Source organism: Paenibacillus sp. J22TS3, assembly GCF_018403205.1.
Classification (GTDB): Bacteria; Bacillota; Bacilli; order Paenibacillales; family Paenibacillaceae; genus Fontibacillus; species Fontibacillus tuaregi.
Map to the genome: position 1 here is coordinate 185,737 of NZ_BOSF01000007.1, position 18,211 is coordinate 203,947.

11 protein-coding genes are annotated in these 18,211 nt (G+C 49.9%); 4 read left to right on the forward strand and 7 right to left on the reverse strand.

Going from position 1 to position 18,211, the window contains the following annotated elements; translation table 11 throughout:
* Positions 1-79 precede the first annotated feature (79 nt).
* From KJS63_RS20775 to KJS63_RS20785, 3 genes are all read left to right on the forward strand, one after another.
* Positions 80-1,594: a stalk domain-containing protein gene (locus tag KJS63_RS20775; protein ID WP_213620867.1), complete on the forward strand. Its 1,515-nt coding sequence runs from the start codon at positions 80-82 to the stop codon at positions 1,592-1,594.
* Between the two features lie 318 nt (positions 1,595-1,912).
* Positions 1,913-2,272, forward strand: coding sequence for a hypothetical protein (locus KJS63_RS20780; protein ID WP_213620868.1), 360 nt, complete (start codon positions 1,913-1,915; stop codon positions 2,270-2,272).
* Positions 2,273-2,665: 393 nt separating this feature from the next.
* Complete coding sequence (locus tag KJS63_RS20785) at positions 2,666-4,237, forward strand: serine hydrolase (protein ID WP_213620869.1); 1,572 nt, start codon at positions 2,666-2,668, stop codon at positions 4,235-4,237.
* A 414-nt stretch (positions 4,238-4,651) separates the two neighbouring features.
* Here KJS63_RS20785 and KJS63_RS20790 read toward each other — a convergent pair whose 3' ends face one another.
* The 7 genes from KJS63_RS20790 to yicI all read right to left on the reverse strand — a co-directional run bounded on the left by KJS63_RS20790 (position 4,652) and on the right by yicI (position 17,148).
* Entirely contained in the window at positions 4,652-6,691 is a 2,040-nt protein-coding gene (locus KJS63_RS20790; RefSeq protein ID WP_213620870.1) for a beta-galactosidase, read from the reverse strand.
* A 28-nt stretch (positions 6,692-6,719) separates the two neighbouring features.
* A complete protein-coding gene (locus tag KJS63_RS20795; protein ID WP_213620871.1) occupies positions 6,720-9,083 on the reverse strand; it encodes a glycoside hydrolase family 95 protein in 2,364 nt (787 codons plus the stop codon).
* Positions 9,084-9,140: 57 nt separating this feature from the next.
* Positions 9,141-10,847 carry an ABC transporter substrate-binding protein gene (locus KJS63_RS20800; RefSeq protein ID WP_213620872.1) on the reverse strand — a complete coding sequence of 569 codons (1,707 nt, stop codon included), beginning with the start codon at positions 10,845-10,847 and terminating at the stop codon, positions 9,141-9,143.
* A gap of 83 nt (positions 10,848-10,930) precedes the next feature.
* Positions 10,931-11,830 carry a carbohydrate ABC transporter permease gene (locus tag KJS63_RS20805; protein WP_213620873.1) on the reverse strand — a complete coding sequence of 300 codons (900 nt, stop codon included), beginning with the start codon at positions 11,828-11,830 and terminating at the stop codon, positions 10,931-10,933.
* A gap of 15 nt (positions 11,831-11,845) precedes the next feature.
* The gene (locus KJS63_RS20810; protein ID WP_244862715.1) at positions 11,846-12,790 is read right to left on the reverse strand and encodes an ABC transporter permease; all 945 of its coding nucleotides are present in this window, start codon (positions 12,788-12,790) and stop codon (positions 11,846-11,848) included.
* A gap of 145 nt (positions 12,791-12,935) precedes the next feature.
* Positions 12,936-14,720, reverse strand: coding sequence for a sensor histidine kinase (locus KJS63_RS20815; RefSeq protein WP_213620874.1), 1,785 nt, complete (start codon positions 14,718-14,720; stop codon positions 12,936-12,938).
* A gap of 106 nt (positions 14,721-14,826) precedes the next feature.
* Positions 14,827-17,148, reverse strand: a complete 2,322-nt coding sequence (gene yicI / locus KJS63_RS20820) for an alpha-xylosidase (RefSeq protein WP_213620875.1) — start codon at positions 17,146-17,148, stop codon at positions 14,827-14,829.
* Between the two features lie 134 nt (positions 17,149-17,282).
* Here yicI and KJS63_RS20825 point away from each other — a divergent pair, with 134 nt between their 5' ends.
* Positions 17,283-18,173: a helix-turn-helix transcriptional regulator gene (locus KJS63_RS20825; RefSeq protein WP_213620876.1), complete on the forward strand. Its 891-nt coding sequence runs from the start codon at positions 17,283-17,285 to the stop codon at positions 18,171-18,173.
* The last annotated feature ends 38 nt before the right edge of the window (positions 18,174-18,211 follow it).

Genomic DNA, 18,211 nt, shown 5'->3' on the forward strand with positions numbered 1-18,211 from the left:
TTTGTAAATCACAGATGATATATGATTATTCCGTTGGTCTACTCTTGTATTCTTTTTCAAAACTAAAGGAGTTGATGTTATGAAGTTAAATCAAGCAGCCAAGTACATACTTATGTTCACTTTAGCAGCCGGAGTCACGTTTACCCCTTCATATTCAAACATCCTTGGTCATGTGGTTGTGGTATCGGCAGCAGAACAATCGCTCACGAGTATCAAAGCTGAAGATATCCGCCAAGCCACCCTGTCCCAAGCGGATCTGACCTATCGTCCGTTATTCGGCAGCCGGGAGGCAGACAAACAGGCACTGACCGAGTTATCCAGCTTCATCAATCAATTCATAGCAAAGGGGACCAAAGAAACTATTAAACCGGGAGACAGCTCGAACAGCTTCTTCAGCTACAAGGTCGACCTTTCACTTAAAGACGGTTCGAATGCCCTGCTCTACAGCCCTCAAAATTCAGGCGGTCTAGTCCTTGAATATAAGGAGACCAGAATATCATTAGCGGATGCCCAGTTAACCAAGCTGACCAGCCTGTTTGTTATGGGGAAATCGGCCTCCTTGAGTCCAGCCAGCTTCCGGATTGGTGACCCCGTCCGAATCAGCGGCTCCGATGATCTTGTAGAAGATGGCCAAGTAAATGTGTTTTGGACCCCAGGCACAATTAACTCTTATACCCCAACCGAGTCCGCAACCGGAACAGAATTCCCCTCCAAGTCGGCGCTGCTTATCTACCGGGGGCCTTCGCATCAGGCGCAGTATGATTTCAAATTTACATTTCCCGTTTATGGGGAGCTTTGGGATGGAAGCCTTAAGGCGATTCTTCCGAATGCAGGTTCAATAACAATAACACCGGCACGGCTTCACAAGTCTTTCCCGGCGAATGTTAAGCCCGCAGCCTCTCTATCCCTTTCTGTAGAGGGGATTCCCGTGACCGACCCGTCTCTTCAGCCGATCTCTTATCAAGGGATCACACTGCTGCCTCTGCGGGCTGTCGGAGCCTTGCTGGGGGAAACGATGATCTGGGATGCGAAACACCAGAGCGTTCTGATCAGAACCCCATTATCAGCTGTAACTGGGAAACCATCTGGTGGAGTACGCCTGTGGATTGATGGCAAGCCTGCAGCTTCAGACTTGAAGCCGGTCATTGTGCGAAACGGGGTCACCTATGTCCCTGTTAGGGCGGCAACCGGCGCGTTCCACCAATCAGTTCTGTGGCTGGAGCCCAGCAAGAACGTAACCATTTTCCTGAAGCCCACCCTGCTATCGTTGAACAAGTACGCCACAGGAAGCGTGGAGCGTGAAATCGCCGGACGACTCAACGATTACGTGTCTGCTCTCAACAGGAGAAACTTGAGCAAGCTGAAGAAATTATTCGCGAAAGACGAATTTGTATTCCCTAAGCTGGAGAACCTGGGGAACCGCCTAATCACCAAGATCAGCGGCTTCCGGCTGGAGAAGGGCACAGATCCGAATGAAATTGTGGCTTACGTGGAATTCCGTTATTTATCAGACCCCAACGGTCGTTCAAGCGCCTCTGTCGGCATTGTATTTAGACAAACCGATGGAAAGTGGAAGATTACAGATGTCGACTAACTGATGTTGACGGACACATACAAGAAGAGGCTGTCCCAAACTAACGTTAAAGGAACCACAGAACAAAAATAAGACGACTTTCGTAAAATTCAAGGAGCTAAGCGGTCTATTTTCGCTTAGCTCCTTGGTTTGTGGCGTCCACGGCCGCTTTCTTCAGCAAATTGTGGGCAAGGAAAAGCCACCCGACCACCAGACCAAGCATTCCCCACACCAGCAGCAAGGGGTAAACCAAGGTGCGTTCGACCATTTGGACAATCATCCAATCTTATCCGATGTGTGTGACATACTTTGTCGTATACACGATCTGGAGGTGTCGAAATGCTTCAACTAAACGGAATTGTCGGCGGGAGTCAACCGATTAAGTTATTACCTGGAAAAAGTGTTGATGTGCAAACCATTGTGATTGACGTGCCTAACAGAAAAAAGCTCGTGTTAAAAAGTTTGAATTTCCTGTTATCCAATGATGCATTCATCTTCAAGGTGGAGGCATTACCCTCAACCGGAAAGTTCACTGTTCGCGGCGGTTCGGGCGATCTGCAACCGAACAAAGTGCTTTTCACCAATCGGACCGGAGACACAGTCCGTATCTTCCTAAACATTGCCGTCATCAACAGCGCGCGAAATACCCGTACGCTGAACCGTAATTCCTGTTGGCTTTTGAAGCTTGCGCGCGTCTGAAGACGTTCGAATTGACGGAAATGGTTCACATAAACACTCCACATCCCCAGTTCTTTCGCTGCTATTGCCTATGTCATGCCAGCTAACTGTAAAAAGCCCCTCTATAGTATCTCATCGGATTATCACCAAGGCGTGTTTCCAATGTCCACTATAAGGGGTTCACTTTAAAGTAAGGTGCCAACTATTGCTCCAATCATATAGATATTCTTCGTGAGGAATGGGAGGCCTTGCAGGGCAGGGACTTGTTGTTAATATTATGCACTCCCAGACCTCAGTCGAGGGCAACCCTCACCCACCGTCCAGTCTATTAACTATCTCTTGGACTGTTCTTCCTGGTTAAAATTCCCTTTAAAATTATGTTTATAGAACTTAAAGGGAAAGCGAGTGTTTTTTGTGAGAAAGAAGATTCAAATATGGATGTTTGTACTTATTTTGATGGCAAGTATTGTACTTATACCTGATTCACCGGTCTTAGCTAACAGCAGTTCTACTACAACTAATACTTCAGTAGATTCTGCCAAAATTGATGATCACGTCGAATCCATGATTAAGCAGCTTCAAATTCCAGGCGTTGCTTTGGGCATTGTAAAAGGCGATCAGATTGTTTATTTAAAGGGTTATGGAACTTCTGGACCTGATGGGGATCCCATTACTCCTCAAACCCCATTTGTACTGGGCTCTACCTCTAAATCGTTCACCGCTTTGTCCATAATGCAGTTGGTAGAACAAGGAAAAATTGATTTGAATGCACCTGTGCAGCAATACCTGCCTAATTTTAAACTGGCAGATCCCAAAGCTGCCGGGGCTATTCTAGTAAAAGACCTGCTTCACCAAGTCAGTGGCCTCTCCACCTATGAGGGACGGCGTGTTTTTAACAACAAATTTAATTCTATTGATGAGCTTGCCACTCATCTTGATGATGTACCTTTAAGCGATCCAGTAGGCAGTACATATCATTATTCAAATCTAAATTATGATCTTCTTGGCAGTATTATTCAGGCTGTTTCAGGTCAATCTTATGCTGAATATGTTCAAGAGCATATTTTTAACCCGCTGGATATGAAAAATAGCTTTACCTCCGTAACAGAAGCGCAACGGAACGGGTTGGCCAAAGGGTACCAATCTATTTTTGGTTATATGATTCCAATGGACTTTCCCGACAATCCATCCATACTGGCTTCTGGATACCTCATTTCCAGCGCGGAGGATATGGCTCACTATCTAACGGCCCAATTAAATAACGGAAAGTACAAGAACGTCTCCATCGCTTCCCCAGCCATCGTCTCAACCATGCATCAGCCTTATGCCAAAGATCCCTCGACAGGACATTATTACGGCATGGGCTGGGAGATTAATGATAATATTATTCAGCACAATGGAGCAGTAGAAAACTTCCATTCAGATATGATATTGGATGGGGACACCGCCATCGTAGTCTTGATTAATGCTCAGGACTTTCTCGTGCGAGGTATGAATTTCAGTAAGATCGCTTCAGGAGTTCAACAGATCATGAAAGGACAAGAACCAACAGGCGTTGAAATTGCCAATGTCACCAGAACTTATGTAATTATCGATTTTATATGTGTTATTATCGTTGCTCTTATCGCATGGTCCATTTACAACCTTTTTAAAAAGAAGAAAAAGTTCACTCCAATTCCACTACGAATAACGGTATCATTGTTATCGCTGCTTATATTTAATTTGATCATTCCGGTTGGAGTATTACTATTAATGGGCAGGATGGCCCCTTGGAATGTAGTCTTCACATACCTGCCTGGTATTGGGCATTTTATTTTCATTATTTGTATCCTGCTGTTAGGTATCGGAGCGATCAAAACCTTTTTGCTCATCCAAAACATAATCAAGTATAAGATGAAGCAGAAGAACCCAAGACTACCGGAGTCTCATATTCGGGGGCACGAGAAGCAACAAGCAGCCCCGCCAACTCCGGAAATCAGATTGTAGCAGAAGTTATATCGGTTTTTGGATTTCATCCCCTGAACATCATTCAGGAAATCCAAAACCAGCTGATGGGAACAGCGTTCGTTCTCGTAGCCTATCGAACCGAACCCTTAAACAAAATCAGAGGCCGCCTTTTGGGACGGCCTCCTCTATTATTTGAGCAGAATTCAGGTTCAACGGCTCATAGTTTCCCCAATATATCCGAAAAACCATATCATTTTAAACAAAGAAATGTTTACTTATGGATTTTAAAAAAAGCGTATACGGGTTAAATTTTTAACTTATTTGCCGTTGATAAAACAGGATTAGAATAAGAACACCCGGATACCTGTCCTTCCTAATTCAGAGATCAGGTTTCCGGGCACTTATTCATTTCTGCTTCCTACAAAATTTCAGATCATAGCGCTTCTCTTTCGCTTATTCCGCATCCATACTCTCCAGAATAAGTACCCCTCTTCCCGGCAGCGATACCTGGCCCTTTATCTGTTCGCCACTCAGTAAATCCCTCATCACCTGGTTTCCAATTTGGATCTGGGCCTCATCTGCATGATGGTTCAGAACGAACAAGTACCTTGACTCCCCCTTAACCCGCAGGGCTGTTTCCACACCTTGAGGCACATCCGCGAGAAGGGGCGCTATTTCTTTGTCCTGGCATAAATTACTCAGGAATCCTTCAAGAAATGCGGCTTCAGGGCTGGTTGCCACATAGTAGGCGGTGCCTTGACCATAGCGGTTCCTGGTCAGAACCGGCATGCCCTTGTAGAAATCCTCACCATATTCCGCTAACACCTCCGCTCCTTCAGCATGAATAAGATCACAGAGCAGCCCGCAGGAATAACTTCCTTCCAGCTCCCCCCACGCTTGCCGCATCTCCATGCGGTTGCTCTGATCCGGGAACAGGGCGTCAATCTCCTCAGCCCATATTCCTGTAACCTTGCGCAGTTCACCCGGATACCCTCCGGTGGTAACCAGATCATTCTCATTCACGATTCCGCTGAAGAAAGTGGTTACGAAAGTGCCTCCCCCTGCCACGTACTCTTCAATTCTGCCGGCATAGCCCGGCTTAATCATATAGAGAACCGGGGCAATTACAAGGTCATACGGGGAAAGATCCGCATCGACACCGATCATATCCACGGCAATATTCAGCTTAAATAAAGCGTCATAATACTTGTGGACCTCCTTCACATAATCCAGCGCCACAGTGGGTCCACTGGATAGTTCAATCGCCCAGCGGTTCTCCCAGTCGTAGACGATGGCGACCCGTGCCCCGCTTCGCGAATCAAGAATCGAGTCTGCAAGTCCCTGCAGTTCCTTGCCGAGCTGGGCGCACTCGCGGAATACACGCGTATGCTCATATCCCACATGCTCAATCAGCGCCCCATGGTATTTCTCACATGCTCCGATGGACCGCCGCAGTTGGAAGAACATCACCGTATCCGCACCGCGGGCCACCGCCTGATAGCTCCACAGTCGCATGACACCCGGCCGCTTTAACGAATTGTAAGCCTGCCAATTCTGCTGGCTCGGGGTCTGCTCCATAAGCATGAACGGTTGACCATGCTTTAGTCCGCGCATCAGATCATGGGTCATCGCGGTTAAGCTGACCGGTGTATCGAGTGAGGGATAGTTATCCCATGACACCACGTCCATATATTTGGCCCACTCAAAATAATCCAGTTCCGGGTACAGCCCCATTAAATTGGTAGTGACCGGAATATCCGGGGTAAACTCTTTGATGGCCTCATACTCCAGCTTGTAACACTCCAGCAGACTGTAAGACATGAATCTGCGGTAGTCTAGTGAGATGCCTTGAAAATTCGTCCGGTTATGTCCCCATTCCTCGCTCAGCTCACTTGGAGGCACAATCTCATCCCAATCGTAGAACGTATGTCCCCAAAACCTCGTGTTCCAAGCACGGTTCAGTGCGTCCAGCGTTTGATAGCGTGCCTTCAGCCATACCCGGAAGGCAGCGGCACAGTTGTCACAGTAGCAGTACCCTCCGTACTCATTGGAGATATGCCAAATCACAAGTGCCGGATGGTCCTTGTACCTCTCGGCCAGCTTGCCGGCAAGCCTGGTCGAATACTTGCGGTAAGCCGGGCTGTTCGGACAAGAATTATGCCTTCCGCCGAAGGCCCGCTTGCGGCCCATTCTATCCACTCTAAGAACATCCGGGTGACGCTTCGCCATCCATGCCGGGTGAGCCCCCGTGCTTGTTGCCAGACAGACGTATACTCCGGTTCTGGACATGCGGTCCATCTGCTCATCCAGCCAGCTGAAATCATACTCATCCTCACTTGGCTGATTCAGTGCCCACGAGAATACGTTAAGGGTAGTCACATCCACCCCGGCAAGCTGGAACATCCGTTCATCCTCACTCCAAATGGCGGGCTCCCACTGTTCAGGATTGTAATCCCCCCCATACCAGATTTTCGGCAGCTTGGTGTTAATCATTTCTTCCCCATCCCTTCTGAATTGAAATTCATCGCAATTTAATTGTATAAGCCTTGTGAGGCGCTGCGGCAAAGACCAGCACCCCGCCCGGCTCTGTCACCACCGTACCTCCCACCACTTGCAGCGCCTCTCCGCGATACCTTACCCTGCATGAGCCACCATAAACGGAAGTAATCCGGGCCTGAACTAGGCGGCCTGCCGCCCATTCCAGATCCACCGTAAATCCTCCCCTGGCTCTCAGACCGGCAAACCCTCCCTGTCTCCAAGACGAAGGAAGGGCGGGCAGCAGGTCTATATAATCCGCATGGCTCTGGAGCAGCATTTCAGCAATTCCAGCAGTTCCTCCAAAATTCCCGTCGATCTGAAACGGAGGATGGGCATCGAACAGATTCGGATACGTGGACCTGCTCAACAAGGTGCGCAGGAAATGATGCGCCTTCTCCCCGTCAGCCAATCTTGCGTACAGATTCACCAGCCAGGCACAGCTCCACCCGGTATGCCCGCCGCCGCTGGCAATCCGCTGGTCAAGCACGAGCCCTGCAGCGTCGGCCAGCTCCGGCGTATGCTCCGGGTGGATCTCACATCCCGGATGCAGGCCGTACAGATGGGACATGTGCCGGTGACCGGGCTCAGCTTCCTGAAATTCGGACGCCCATTCCATCAGCCGGCCGTCCCCGCCAATCTGAAAGGGGCGCAATCTGCCAGCCGCTGTCAGCAGGGTACTTGCCCATTCTCCATCAATACCAAGAAGCCCGGCCGCCTTGGCACAATTCCTGAACAGCTCGCGGATAAGCGACATATCCATCGTAGAGCCTTCGGATATGCTGCATACCTTTCCAGCCGGAGTAATGAACTCATTCTCCGGGGAAATGGATGGGCTGGTGACCAAATACCCTTCGTTATCTTCCACCAGCCAATCAAGGCAGAACTCTGCCGCACCCTTCATCAGGGGGTAGGCTGTATCCCTCAGGAACTGAAGATCATGCGGCTCATACAAATAATGCTCCCACAGATGGCTGCACAGCCACACACCGCCCATGGGCCACATGGCCCAGCTGGCGCGGCCTTCGGAAGGGGTTGAAGTCCGCCACAAATCCACATTGTGATGAGCGACCCAGCCGCTCGCTCCATAGTGAATACGGGCGGTTCTGCTGCCGCTGGCGCCAAGCTCCCCGATCAAGTCCATCAACGGTTCATGGCATTCGGCCAGATTGCACACTTCAGCTGGCCAATAATTCATCTGCGTATTGATATTGGTCGTATATCCACAGTTCCAGGGGGGCTGAACATGCGGATTCCAGATTCCCTGCAGATGTGCGGCTTGAGTACCTGGTCTTGAAGAAGCCATTAACAGGTAGCGGCCATACTGGAAATACAAAGCTTCAAGGTCCGGATCGCTGCCCCCGCCAGCATATAACTTCAGGCGTTCATCAGTCGGAAGCCGCCGTACCGCTTCGCTCTCCTCCCCTCCCAAGATCAGCGACACGCGGCTGAATAAATCCAGATGATCCCGGATGTGTCTCTCCCTTAGCAGGCTGAAGCCAAGACCTGTCGCGGCTGTCAGCTGCTCCCAGCTCTTCTTTTCCGGATCTGACCGTCCAGGCATCACATCAAACCGTTCAAAGTCCGTTGCCGCCGTCAAATAAAGTACGGCTGACCCGGTATTATAAATACGCAGAGCCCCTTCCTCCCCAGCCTCAAGACTCCCTCCGCATGAGTCCACGAACAGACACACAGCGAAGCTGATTCCTCGGTCTTCTTCATACAAAATGGACTGTGGATGATCACCGGCATAATTGTCTGCAATATGCGAAGGCGCTCTTCCTCTTAAGACCAGCTCGGCTTCTCCAGCCTGAACCGTATACCGGAGCGGGGAACTCAGCTGAACTGTTACATCAAGCCCCCGGGTATCCTCCAGCCTGACGACCATAACCTGATCAGGCGCACTGACGAACACCTCTCTGTAGAGCCGCGCCCTCCCTTTACCAGATTGGACGGCCGCTATCCCCTGCTTCAGGTCGAGGCTGCGAGTATAACCCTGCTCCCTTCCAGTAAATCTGTGATTTCGAAGCCATAGATCGCCAAGCGGCTGATAGGACTCCGTCCGCCTTCCCACCATGCCCTGCTCCACCAGCTGTTCGGCTTCTTCAAAGCTCCCCTCGCGGGTCAGCTTTCTTACACGCTCCAAATAGCGGATCGCTTCATAATTCATCGTGTCCCTGGGAAATCCTGACCATAACGTATCCTCATTCAGCGCAATTCTCTCCAGCTCATCTCCTCCAAAAACCATGCCACCCAAGCGCCCATTGCCGACCGGAAGCGCTTCTTCCCAGCTTTCAGCTGGCTGTCTGTACCACAGCCGCTCTTCATTTCCTGCCTCAACCGGACACATACTCATCCTCCTGCTATCGAACAGAAAGCCCGGACAAATGCCCGGGCTCCTGCTTCATTATTTCACATCTTTACCAGTCCAAAGCGCAACTCTGGCTTTGACCAGCTTGGTATATTCGGCTTCCATTTTAGGAGCGCCAGCCTTGTCGAGACTCGCCAGGAAGTTGTCATAGACCCGGTCGAAATCTCCCGGTTTGCTGAGAATGGCTTCCGGAATGCTTTTGCGAATAATATCCTGGGTCTTCTTGAAGATGACCTGGTATTCCCCGTCTGTAGGCACCGTCATGTTGTAAGCAGCTCCCCATTCCTTAACCGGAAATTCCTTCTCGCTTGGGAACAGATCTTTCCAAGTAGTGGCCTTGTATGCCTTCAATGATTCCTTTTCTGCATCTGAATAACTGGCTACAATCTGTTCAGGGAAGTTTGTGGTGTAATAGTTGCCTGTGGAATCCTTCACACCGTCACCATACCGCGCACTGAAAGCTGCATACAATCCAATTCCTGTCTCCTTTGCGAAGTTGGAGGCATCGTTGACCTTCCGGTTCTGCACATCTTGAGGAATAACCCGCTTGCCGTTCTCCACCTTATAGTGCTTCCCTTCAATTCCCCAGTTGCGGAGAACCTGACCTTCATCTGAAGCCAGCCAATCGAGGAATTTAATAGCACGGACCGGATCTTTACAGGAAGTTGTAATCCCAATGCCATATCCGTCAAACCCTGTAGATTGCATCGATTTATCTTTAATGTCCTCGGAAATGGTTACAGGGAAGTGGGCATAAGTGTACTCGTTCTTGCCTGAGCTTTTAAGGGCATTCTCAGCATCCTGGTAATCCCATTCCTGGTCAATCAGGCCGAGCACCCGTCCGCTTGAAATTTTAGCCTTATACTGATCGTCCTTTTGAATAAACGTATCTTTGTCCAGCAGACCTTCAGTATACATATGGTTCAACCAGCGGAAGTACTCCTTCTCTTCCGGACGCTTATAATGAAGCTTCGCCTCATAAGTTGCCGGGTCGATATAATACTCCCCGTCGTCCGGAGCTCCGGTCGCCAGGAAGGCCGGGTTCGTCACTGTGATCATGATCTTCCAATCATCCGCATTAAGTGTAAGCGGAATTGTAGGCTGTCCATTGGTTGTCGGATGCTTGGCCACGTACTGCTTGAGCACGTTCTCATAATCCTTCAGCGTTCTGACCTTGGGATATCCCAGCTCCTTCAGAACACGATGCTGAATCTCGAAGCCACCGGTAGCATCAAACACCACGTTATCCACGCCGGCATTCGTCGGAATCGAATAAATCTTCGGGTCCTCATTGCTGTACTTCAGCCGGTTCATGTTGCTGCTATAAATCTTTTTCAAATTCGGAGCATGCTTCTCGATCAAATCAGTCAGATCAATCATCGCTCCAGCATCAACCAGCATGCCCAGATTACCCTTGGCAAATATCATATCGGGATACTCCCCGCTGGCCGCCATCAGGGAGACTTTATTGTCGCCGCCCCCGCTGCCGACATCATACTCCGCATTAATGGTAACCCCGGTCTTCTTCGTGATCTCCTGTCCCACATCATCCTTCATGTTGTTCCAATTGGGACTTGCATCCGCACCGAAGAAGGTAAAGGTCACTGGAGCTGTGGACTCCGTATCCCCGGCTTTGCCCGTATCTGCTGCCCCTGTATTGTCCTTGGAGCTTGAGCAGCCAGCCAGCATTAACGAACCTGCCAGAACCAGCGCTACGAGTCTTGACGCTTTGCTAATCTTCATTTTTATCCCCCTTGCCATATTAAGTCGCTTGTGTATGTGATCAGCCTGACGGGCTGAATTCACCGTGTTCAACCTATGAACCGTTAGGCTTTTACTGCCCCAAGGGTCATTCCGCCCACAAAATAACGTTGAAGAAATGGATATACCAGAAGAATCGGAACGGTGACCACAATCGTAATCGCCATTTTGATTGAATCCGGTGAGACATGGGCCATCTGAGTCGCCAGATCGTTGGCATTGACCATATTCCCGCCCTGCTGTGTGCTCTGCAGCACTTTCATCAATTCATACTGAAGCGTAGTCCACTGCTGCTTGGTTCCATTGTACAGATACGTATCGAACCATGAATTCCACTGCCCTACAGCCAGGAACAGCGCAATGGTGGCCAGAACCGGTTTGCAGAGAGGGAGGATGATTCTGTAATAAATCGTGAAATCATTAGCCCCGTCCAGCTTGGCTGATTCCTGAAGGGCATAGGGAAGGCCGTCAATAAACGACCGGATAATGAAAACGTTGAACCCGCTGACAAGCCCTGGCAGAATGTATACCCAGAACGTGCCGATCAAATTAAGATCCCGCATCAGAATGTAGACGGGAACAATCCCCCCTGAGAAGTACATCGTAAGCGCGACGAAGGTAGAGATAAATTTTCTGCCCCGGAAATCCACCCTGCTAAGGGTAAAAGCCAGCATCGACGCTGCGATCAGACCAAGTACAGTTCCTACAATCGTGCGGAGCAACGAAATCTTCAGGCCCTGAACAAGCCCTGTATAGTTGAAAATCGTCTGATAGTTCTCCAACGTGAACGCTCTGGGCCAAAGGTAAATGCCGCCGCGAACCGTATCGGTGGAATCATTAAGTGATATCGCCAGAACATTTAAAAAGGGATAGAGTGTCACAATCAGTACAACGGTTAGAAAGAAATAATTGAAGATATCAAACAATTTCTCTGATCGGGTTGAATTAAATGCCCGGTCCGCCATATTCCTCTCTCCTCTCTACATAACGCTTTCTTTCGTGAATTTCTTGAACAGTCCGTTGGCGGTGAAGAGGAGAATAATGCTGACCACCGAATTGAACATCCCGATGGCTGTACCATAGGAGAAACGGTTGATTTGAATCCCGTACTTCAGCGCATATAAGTCCAGCACCTCTGAGTAATCCGTCACGAGACTATTCCCCATCAGCATCTGCTTCTCAAACCCAATGCTGGTCAGGTGTCCGATCGACAGGATAAGCAGAACCATAATGGTCGGCCGGATTCCTGGCAGAGTAATGTTCCACATCTGTCTGAAGCGGCCTGCTCCATCTACCCGTGCCGCTTCATAGAGTTCCTTGTCTATTCCGGTGATGGCCGCCAGATAGATAATTGCATTCCACCCCGTCTCTTTCCACAAGTCGGAAGCGGTTACAATTCCCCAAAACCAGTTTCCCTTAGCCATGAACTGGATCGGTTGATCCACAATGTGAAGAGAGATAAGGATCTCATTCACAATTCCGCCGTCGATAGAGAGCAGCTTCGTAATAATCCCTGCTACTACCACCCATGAGACGAAGTGTGGAAGATAAGATATCGTCTGAACCGTCCGCTTGAACCTGATGGACCTCAGCTCATTGAGCAGAATGGCAAACACAATCGGCACAATGAATCCGGCGACAATTCCCATGATGCTCATAGCAAGGGTATTCCTCAGCACCAGATAGAAGCGCTCGTCCTGAAAAAGCTCAATGAAATTCTTGAATCCCACCCACTTCTGCTCCGAAAAGGCCCGTGCAGGCTTGTAGTTCTGAAAGGCCATTGTCCATCCCCACAATGGGACATAACTGAATATGAAGAGCCAAATTACAAACGGGATGGACATCATATACAAGTACTTCTGCCTGACGACACTTCGCCACAAGCTTCCCTTCTTCGGCTTTTTCTCCTTCTGCGGGTTCTTCAAGCTTACGCCTTCAGCCTGGAGGTTGTTGGTTGTTGTTAGCGTTTTCACGTCTGGTTTCCCCCCTCATCTATACTCCAATTGTATAGGGGCAGGCGCTGCCGAAATACCCGACAGATTTGACTGAAAACCATATAAAAATTAGAGATTAAGCTTCCTTTGCCGGAATTTCAAAATATATCGTTGTCCCGATTCCCGCTTTGCTCCGAATATGTAGTCCGGCCGAGGGGCCGAATACCATACATAACCGCTGATGCACATTCCTTAGTCCAATACTCCGCTTCTCCTTATCCTCCGGACCAGAGATATACCTAACGATCTCATCCATCCGTTCCTCTGTAATCCCGGTCCCATTGTCTTCAACCTCAATCCGGATACTGCCCTGCCCGATCTCCTGTATCCGGACATTCACCTGAACCCCGTCTGGCTTGTCCTCCATGCCATGCACAACCGCATTCTCCACCAGAGGCTGAATAATGAGCGGCGGAATCATAACCTTGTCCGCATTTGTATCCACGATGATCGTATAGTCAAGCCGTTCCTCATAACGGAATTTCTGAATTTCCAGATAAGACCTGATCATTTCAACCTCCTCCTGGAGGGTTGTCTTCTCTCTTCCAGCCTCCAGGTTCTTGCGCATCAGCTTGCCCAGCAGTCGGACAACTTGAGCAATTTCCCTGTCTCCTTTAAGTAGGGCGTTCATCCGGATGGATTCCAGTGCGTTAAATAGAAAATGAGGATTGATCTGGCTTGCCATCATTTTAAGCGTAATTTCCTTCTGGGCGATTTCAAGCGCCTGGTTGTGCTCCGTCTTCTCTACTACCTGCCGCATCAGCTGCTGGATGCTGCTGACCATATAATTGAATTGACGGGACAGCTGTCCGATCTCGTCATTGCCATCGATTGTCGACACGACATCGAACTTGCCAAGCGCCACTTGGTTAAGCTGGCGGCTGAGCCGAAGCAGCCTCCCTGTGGTTAAAACCGAAACAATGTATACAAAGATTAGGGCGATTACGAGCACAAGCAGCATGAACCAGAACCCCATCATACTTACATGGTTGGCATCCTTCACTATGCTCTCGGTTGTAAATACAGAGATAATCCGCAGGCCGTTCATGCTGGCGTCCGGTGTCAGGTTGTCGGTGATGACATAGGAAGCTTTATCATTAAGAACCTTCTTGTAGGCTCCCTTGTATTCCGTATCTGTGCCCAGGCCCAAGCTCAAGTCCTTCATCAGCTTTCCCACCATGACCGGCTTGCTCGCGGCGATTACGTATCCTTGTTCATCAGCAATATATGTATCGAACTGTTCCTGCCTAAGCATGCCGTTAAGCTCTCCCTGATTCATCTCGACCATCAGGATACCGCTGGAATGGTATTCGGGAAAGATTACTTTCCTGACCAAGCTCAGCTTGTGCACCGGGGAAGCCTCCTCATCGGGAATATAGAACCAGCCGATGTTTTTGCTGGCTGCAGTCTTCTGATACCAGTGAGTCTTTTTGATCTGCTCATCAAGAGGGATATATTCCAGGTTGTTTACTAGCGTAGGATTGTCCATGTAGAAGCGGATGCCTGAAATTTCTTTATACTGACGGACATAATCTTTAAATTTCGTGTAGGACAAATAACTCTTTGTCAAATCAAGCGCACCCTCATAGCGGGTATTTACCAGCTCTTTCAAGCCCTCGTCGAAGAGTAGACTATTGGAAATATCAGTAGGTACGCGAAGCATATTCAGCGTCTGGGTCTTGATCTTCTCAACATTGTTTGTCGCTTGATCGATCGCGTTATCCAGCGCCTGTTCCCGGAAATAAAAAGTAACGGTACCTCCAATAATCAGGACAGGCACCATTACAATAAGAATAAAGGACAGAATCAGCTTGTTTTTCATCTTCAGGTTGTTGGACAATCTTGCCATCCGCTCTAACATAAAGATCCCCCTAATCTATAAATTGTCAGTTTCTATTATATCAGAAGCAAAAGAGGCCCCCTTTTTTGGCTAATAAAAAGGAGCCTCTTCTACTATGAACTTCTATTTAGGATAAAGTTAACCGCAGGGAAACTTCGGTCCAGCCCGGTTGAACGTAGACCTCATGCCCTTGCTGCTCTGCCGGTCCTTCCACGATGCTCAGAGCATTGTTGCCGTTTAAGACAACCCGGAACGCCTTGCCTGCACCCGTAGCTTCCAGATAAATGTTATTGCCGTCCCTGCGGGCGGAGACCTCAAGCTCCTTCTCCCCGCTAGTGCCGAATACAGAAGTCTGTGCTGATGAACCATCACCGAGCTCATAAATTACGAGCTTGACTTCGTCTGCCAGATCGTAATCCACCTCCGTATCCTCTCTGCCAAAGGCCACAATGGAATTCGGCCGGACATACAGCGGCAGACTTAGGAAATCATGGGTTTCCTTAAACCAGCGCCCGCCGGTAACTACCGCGCCTGTCAGCAGATGGGTCCAGTTCCCCTCTGGAATATAATATTGAACCTCTCCCTGCTCACTGAATACAGGTGCGACCAGAAGGCTGTCGCCAAGCATGTATTGACGATCCAGCGGTTCACAGGCCGGATCATCCGGGAACTCCAGCAGCATGGCCCGCATCATCGGTACCCCCTGCTCCGATGCCTGTACCGCGGATTGATACAGATAAGGCATGAGCCGGCACTTCAGCTTTGTGAAAAAGCGAGTGACCACCACCGCTTCCTCATCGTAGGCCCAAGGCACACGGTAGGAGGAGCTGCCGTGCAGCCGGCTGTGGCTGGAGAGCAGGCCGAAAGCCAGCCACCGCTTGAACACATGGGCCGGGGCCGTGTTCTCAAACCCTCCGATATCATGGCTCCAGTAGCCGAAGCCGGATAGTCCTAGGGACAAGCCGCCGCGGAGGCTCTCTGCCATGGACTCGTAGTCCGCATAGCAGTCGCCGCCCCAGTGTACCGGAAACTGCTGGCTCCCGGCCGTGGCGGAGCGGGCGAATACGGCTGCTTCCCGTGGGCCTAATTTCTCCTGAAGCACGCCGAATACCACCTTGTTGTACAAATATGTGTAGTAGTTGTGCATCTTCTCTGGGTCAGAACCGTCATCATACACGACATCCACCGGGATTCTCTCCCCGAAATCAGTCTTAAAGCTGTCTACTCCCATATCCACCAATTCCCGGAGATAACCTGCATACCACTCGCAAGCAGCTGGATTCGTGAAGTCAACCAGACCCATGCCCGGCTGCCATAGGTTCCACTGCCACACATCCCCGTTCGGCTTATTCACCAGGTAACCAAGCCGCTTCCCTTCCTCGAACAGGCGCGAGCGCTGTCCAATATACGGATTGATCCATACACAGATCTTAAGCCCTTTGGCCTTGAGTCTTGCCAGCATGCCCCTAGGATCCGGGAATACACGTTCATCCCATTTGAAATCCGACCAGTGAAATTCCTTCATCCAGAAGCAGTCAAAATGGAACACATGCAGCGGCACGCCTCTTTCCGCCATCCCGTCAACGAAAGTGTTCACTGTCTCTTCATCATAGTTTGTCGTGAATGAAGTCGACAACCACAGCCCGAAGGTCCAGGCTGGCGGAAGTGCAGGCTTCCCTGTCAGACTGGTATACCGTCCAAGCACTTCTTTGGGCGAAGGGCCATCGATGACGTAATATTCCATAGACTCTCCGGTTATGCTGAACTGGACCTTCTTCACCTTCTCAGAGGCGATCTCGTAAGAGACCAGACCCGGATGGTTCACGAATACCCCATAACCTTTATTGGTTAGATAGAACGGGATATTTTTGTACGCCTGCTCCGAGCTCGTCCCTCCATCCTGGTTCCAAATATCGACGATTTGCCCATTCCGTTGAAATGCGGTGAAGCGTTCTCCTAATCCGTACACCCATTCGCCCACGCCCAGATCAAGCTCTTCCCGCATATAAGTCCGCCCCTGGCTGTCCGTGATATGAGCTGCAGACTTAAACCCGCTGCCGGTCAACCGCTGTGTACCCCTATAGAAGTCAAAAGACCACTGGTTTCCCTTGGACACTTTCACACTCAGGTTCCCGCTTGTTAAGACGGCCTCCTGCTCATTCTCCATAACGGTAACCGGATGTGTGCTGTCCGTATGAAGCTCAAAGTTTGGTCCCGCGTCCCGGATTCCGTCGAAGTGAATCAGCTTAACTCCGATTACACCAGGTGCCGGAGAATGAAATTTCACGGTCAGCAGGGTCGTATTAATCATCGTGCCCCGTCCGTTCAGTGGCGTTGTCGATACATAAGCGGTCAAGGTCCTCCCGGTTACCTCACAATCGTGGACTTGTACTGCATTATCCAGCGTATAACCTTCTTTGATCAGCCAGTTGCCATCGGTGAATTTCATTTGTCCTCACTGCCTTTTCTGTATACTTTTACAAATTTCAATGAAAGCGTTATACTCGCATTATACTGATATCTGCTAGGCAAAACTTATATTATTGAACGGTTATATAACACAATATTGACGAGGTGAATGATATGGACCCCCAGCTGAAAAGCACGTTAAAAGAAAGCCGCATTCACAGCGGTCATCTTCAGCCCTTCGGAGCGTACCACATGGAATACGGTCCGGGTGAACATGTGCTGGACTGCCATTGGCACGAGGAGTCCGAAATCTTCCTGGTGCTCGAGGGTGAAGTGCTCTTCCAGTTGGATGAGGAGCACTTTCCGGTTCGAGCCGGCGAAGCGGTCTTCATCGACGGCGGAGATATCCATGCCGGTCATGCGTTGGGCGGCGCCGGCTGCAAGTTCTTTGCTCTCGTCTTTGGCGCCGGCTTACTCACTAGTGCCCAATACGACATCATTCAGGATCAAGTGATCCTGCCCTTTCAGGAGCGGCGGGTCACCTTCCCCCGCTTGATTCAGCCTTCCGGGTCAGCTGGCCAGGAACTGCTCAAGCATATTCAAGCCATGATGACAGCCTGCACCGTGAAGCCTCCAGGATATGAAGCGGCCGTGAAAGGCAGGCTGCTGCTTATGCTTCAAGAGCTGGCCGTCAGCGGAATGGCCTGTGACCGCAGCCTCAACCGCTCCGGTTCAGCCGTCAAGCTTGAGCGTCTGAAGAAGGTGATTCTGCACATTCAGCAGCACTATGACCGGCCAATCCGTCTGCAGGAGCTGGCAGACCTGATCCCGATGAGTGAAGGCCAGTTCTGCCGCTTCTTCAAATCTATGACCGGCCAGACCCCGGTGGATTACATCAACAGCTACCGGATCAGACAGGCGGCAGAAATGCTGAGAGTGGAGGATAAGAAAATTTCCGATATTGCCCTCGAAGTGGGCTTTGATAATATCAGCTACTTTATCCGGGTATTCCGGAAAATCATGAAATGCCCTCCGTCGGCTTTTCGCAAAGGAATATCCCCCTGATCGCAGGGGGCTCAGACTCGCCTGCAAGCTGCAACCTT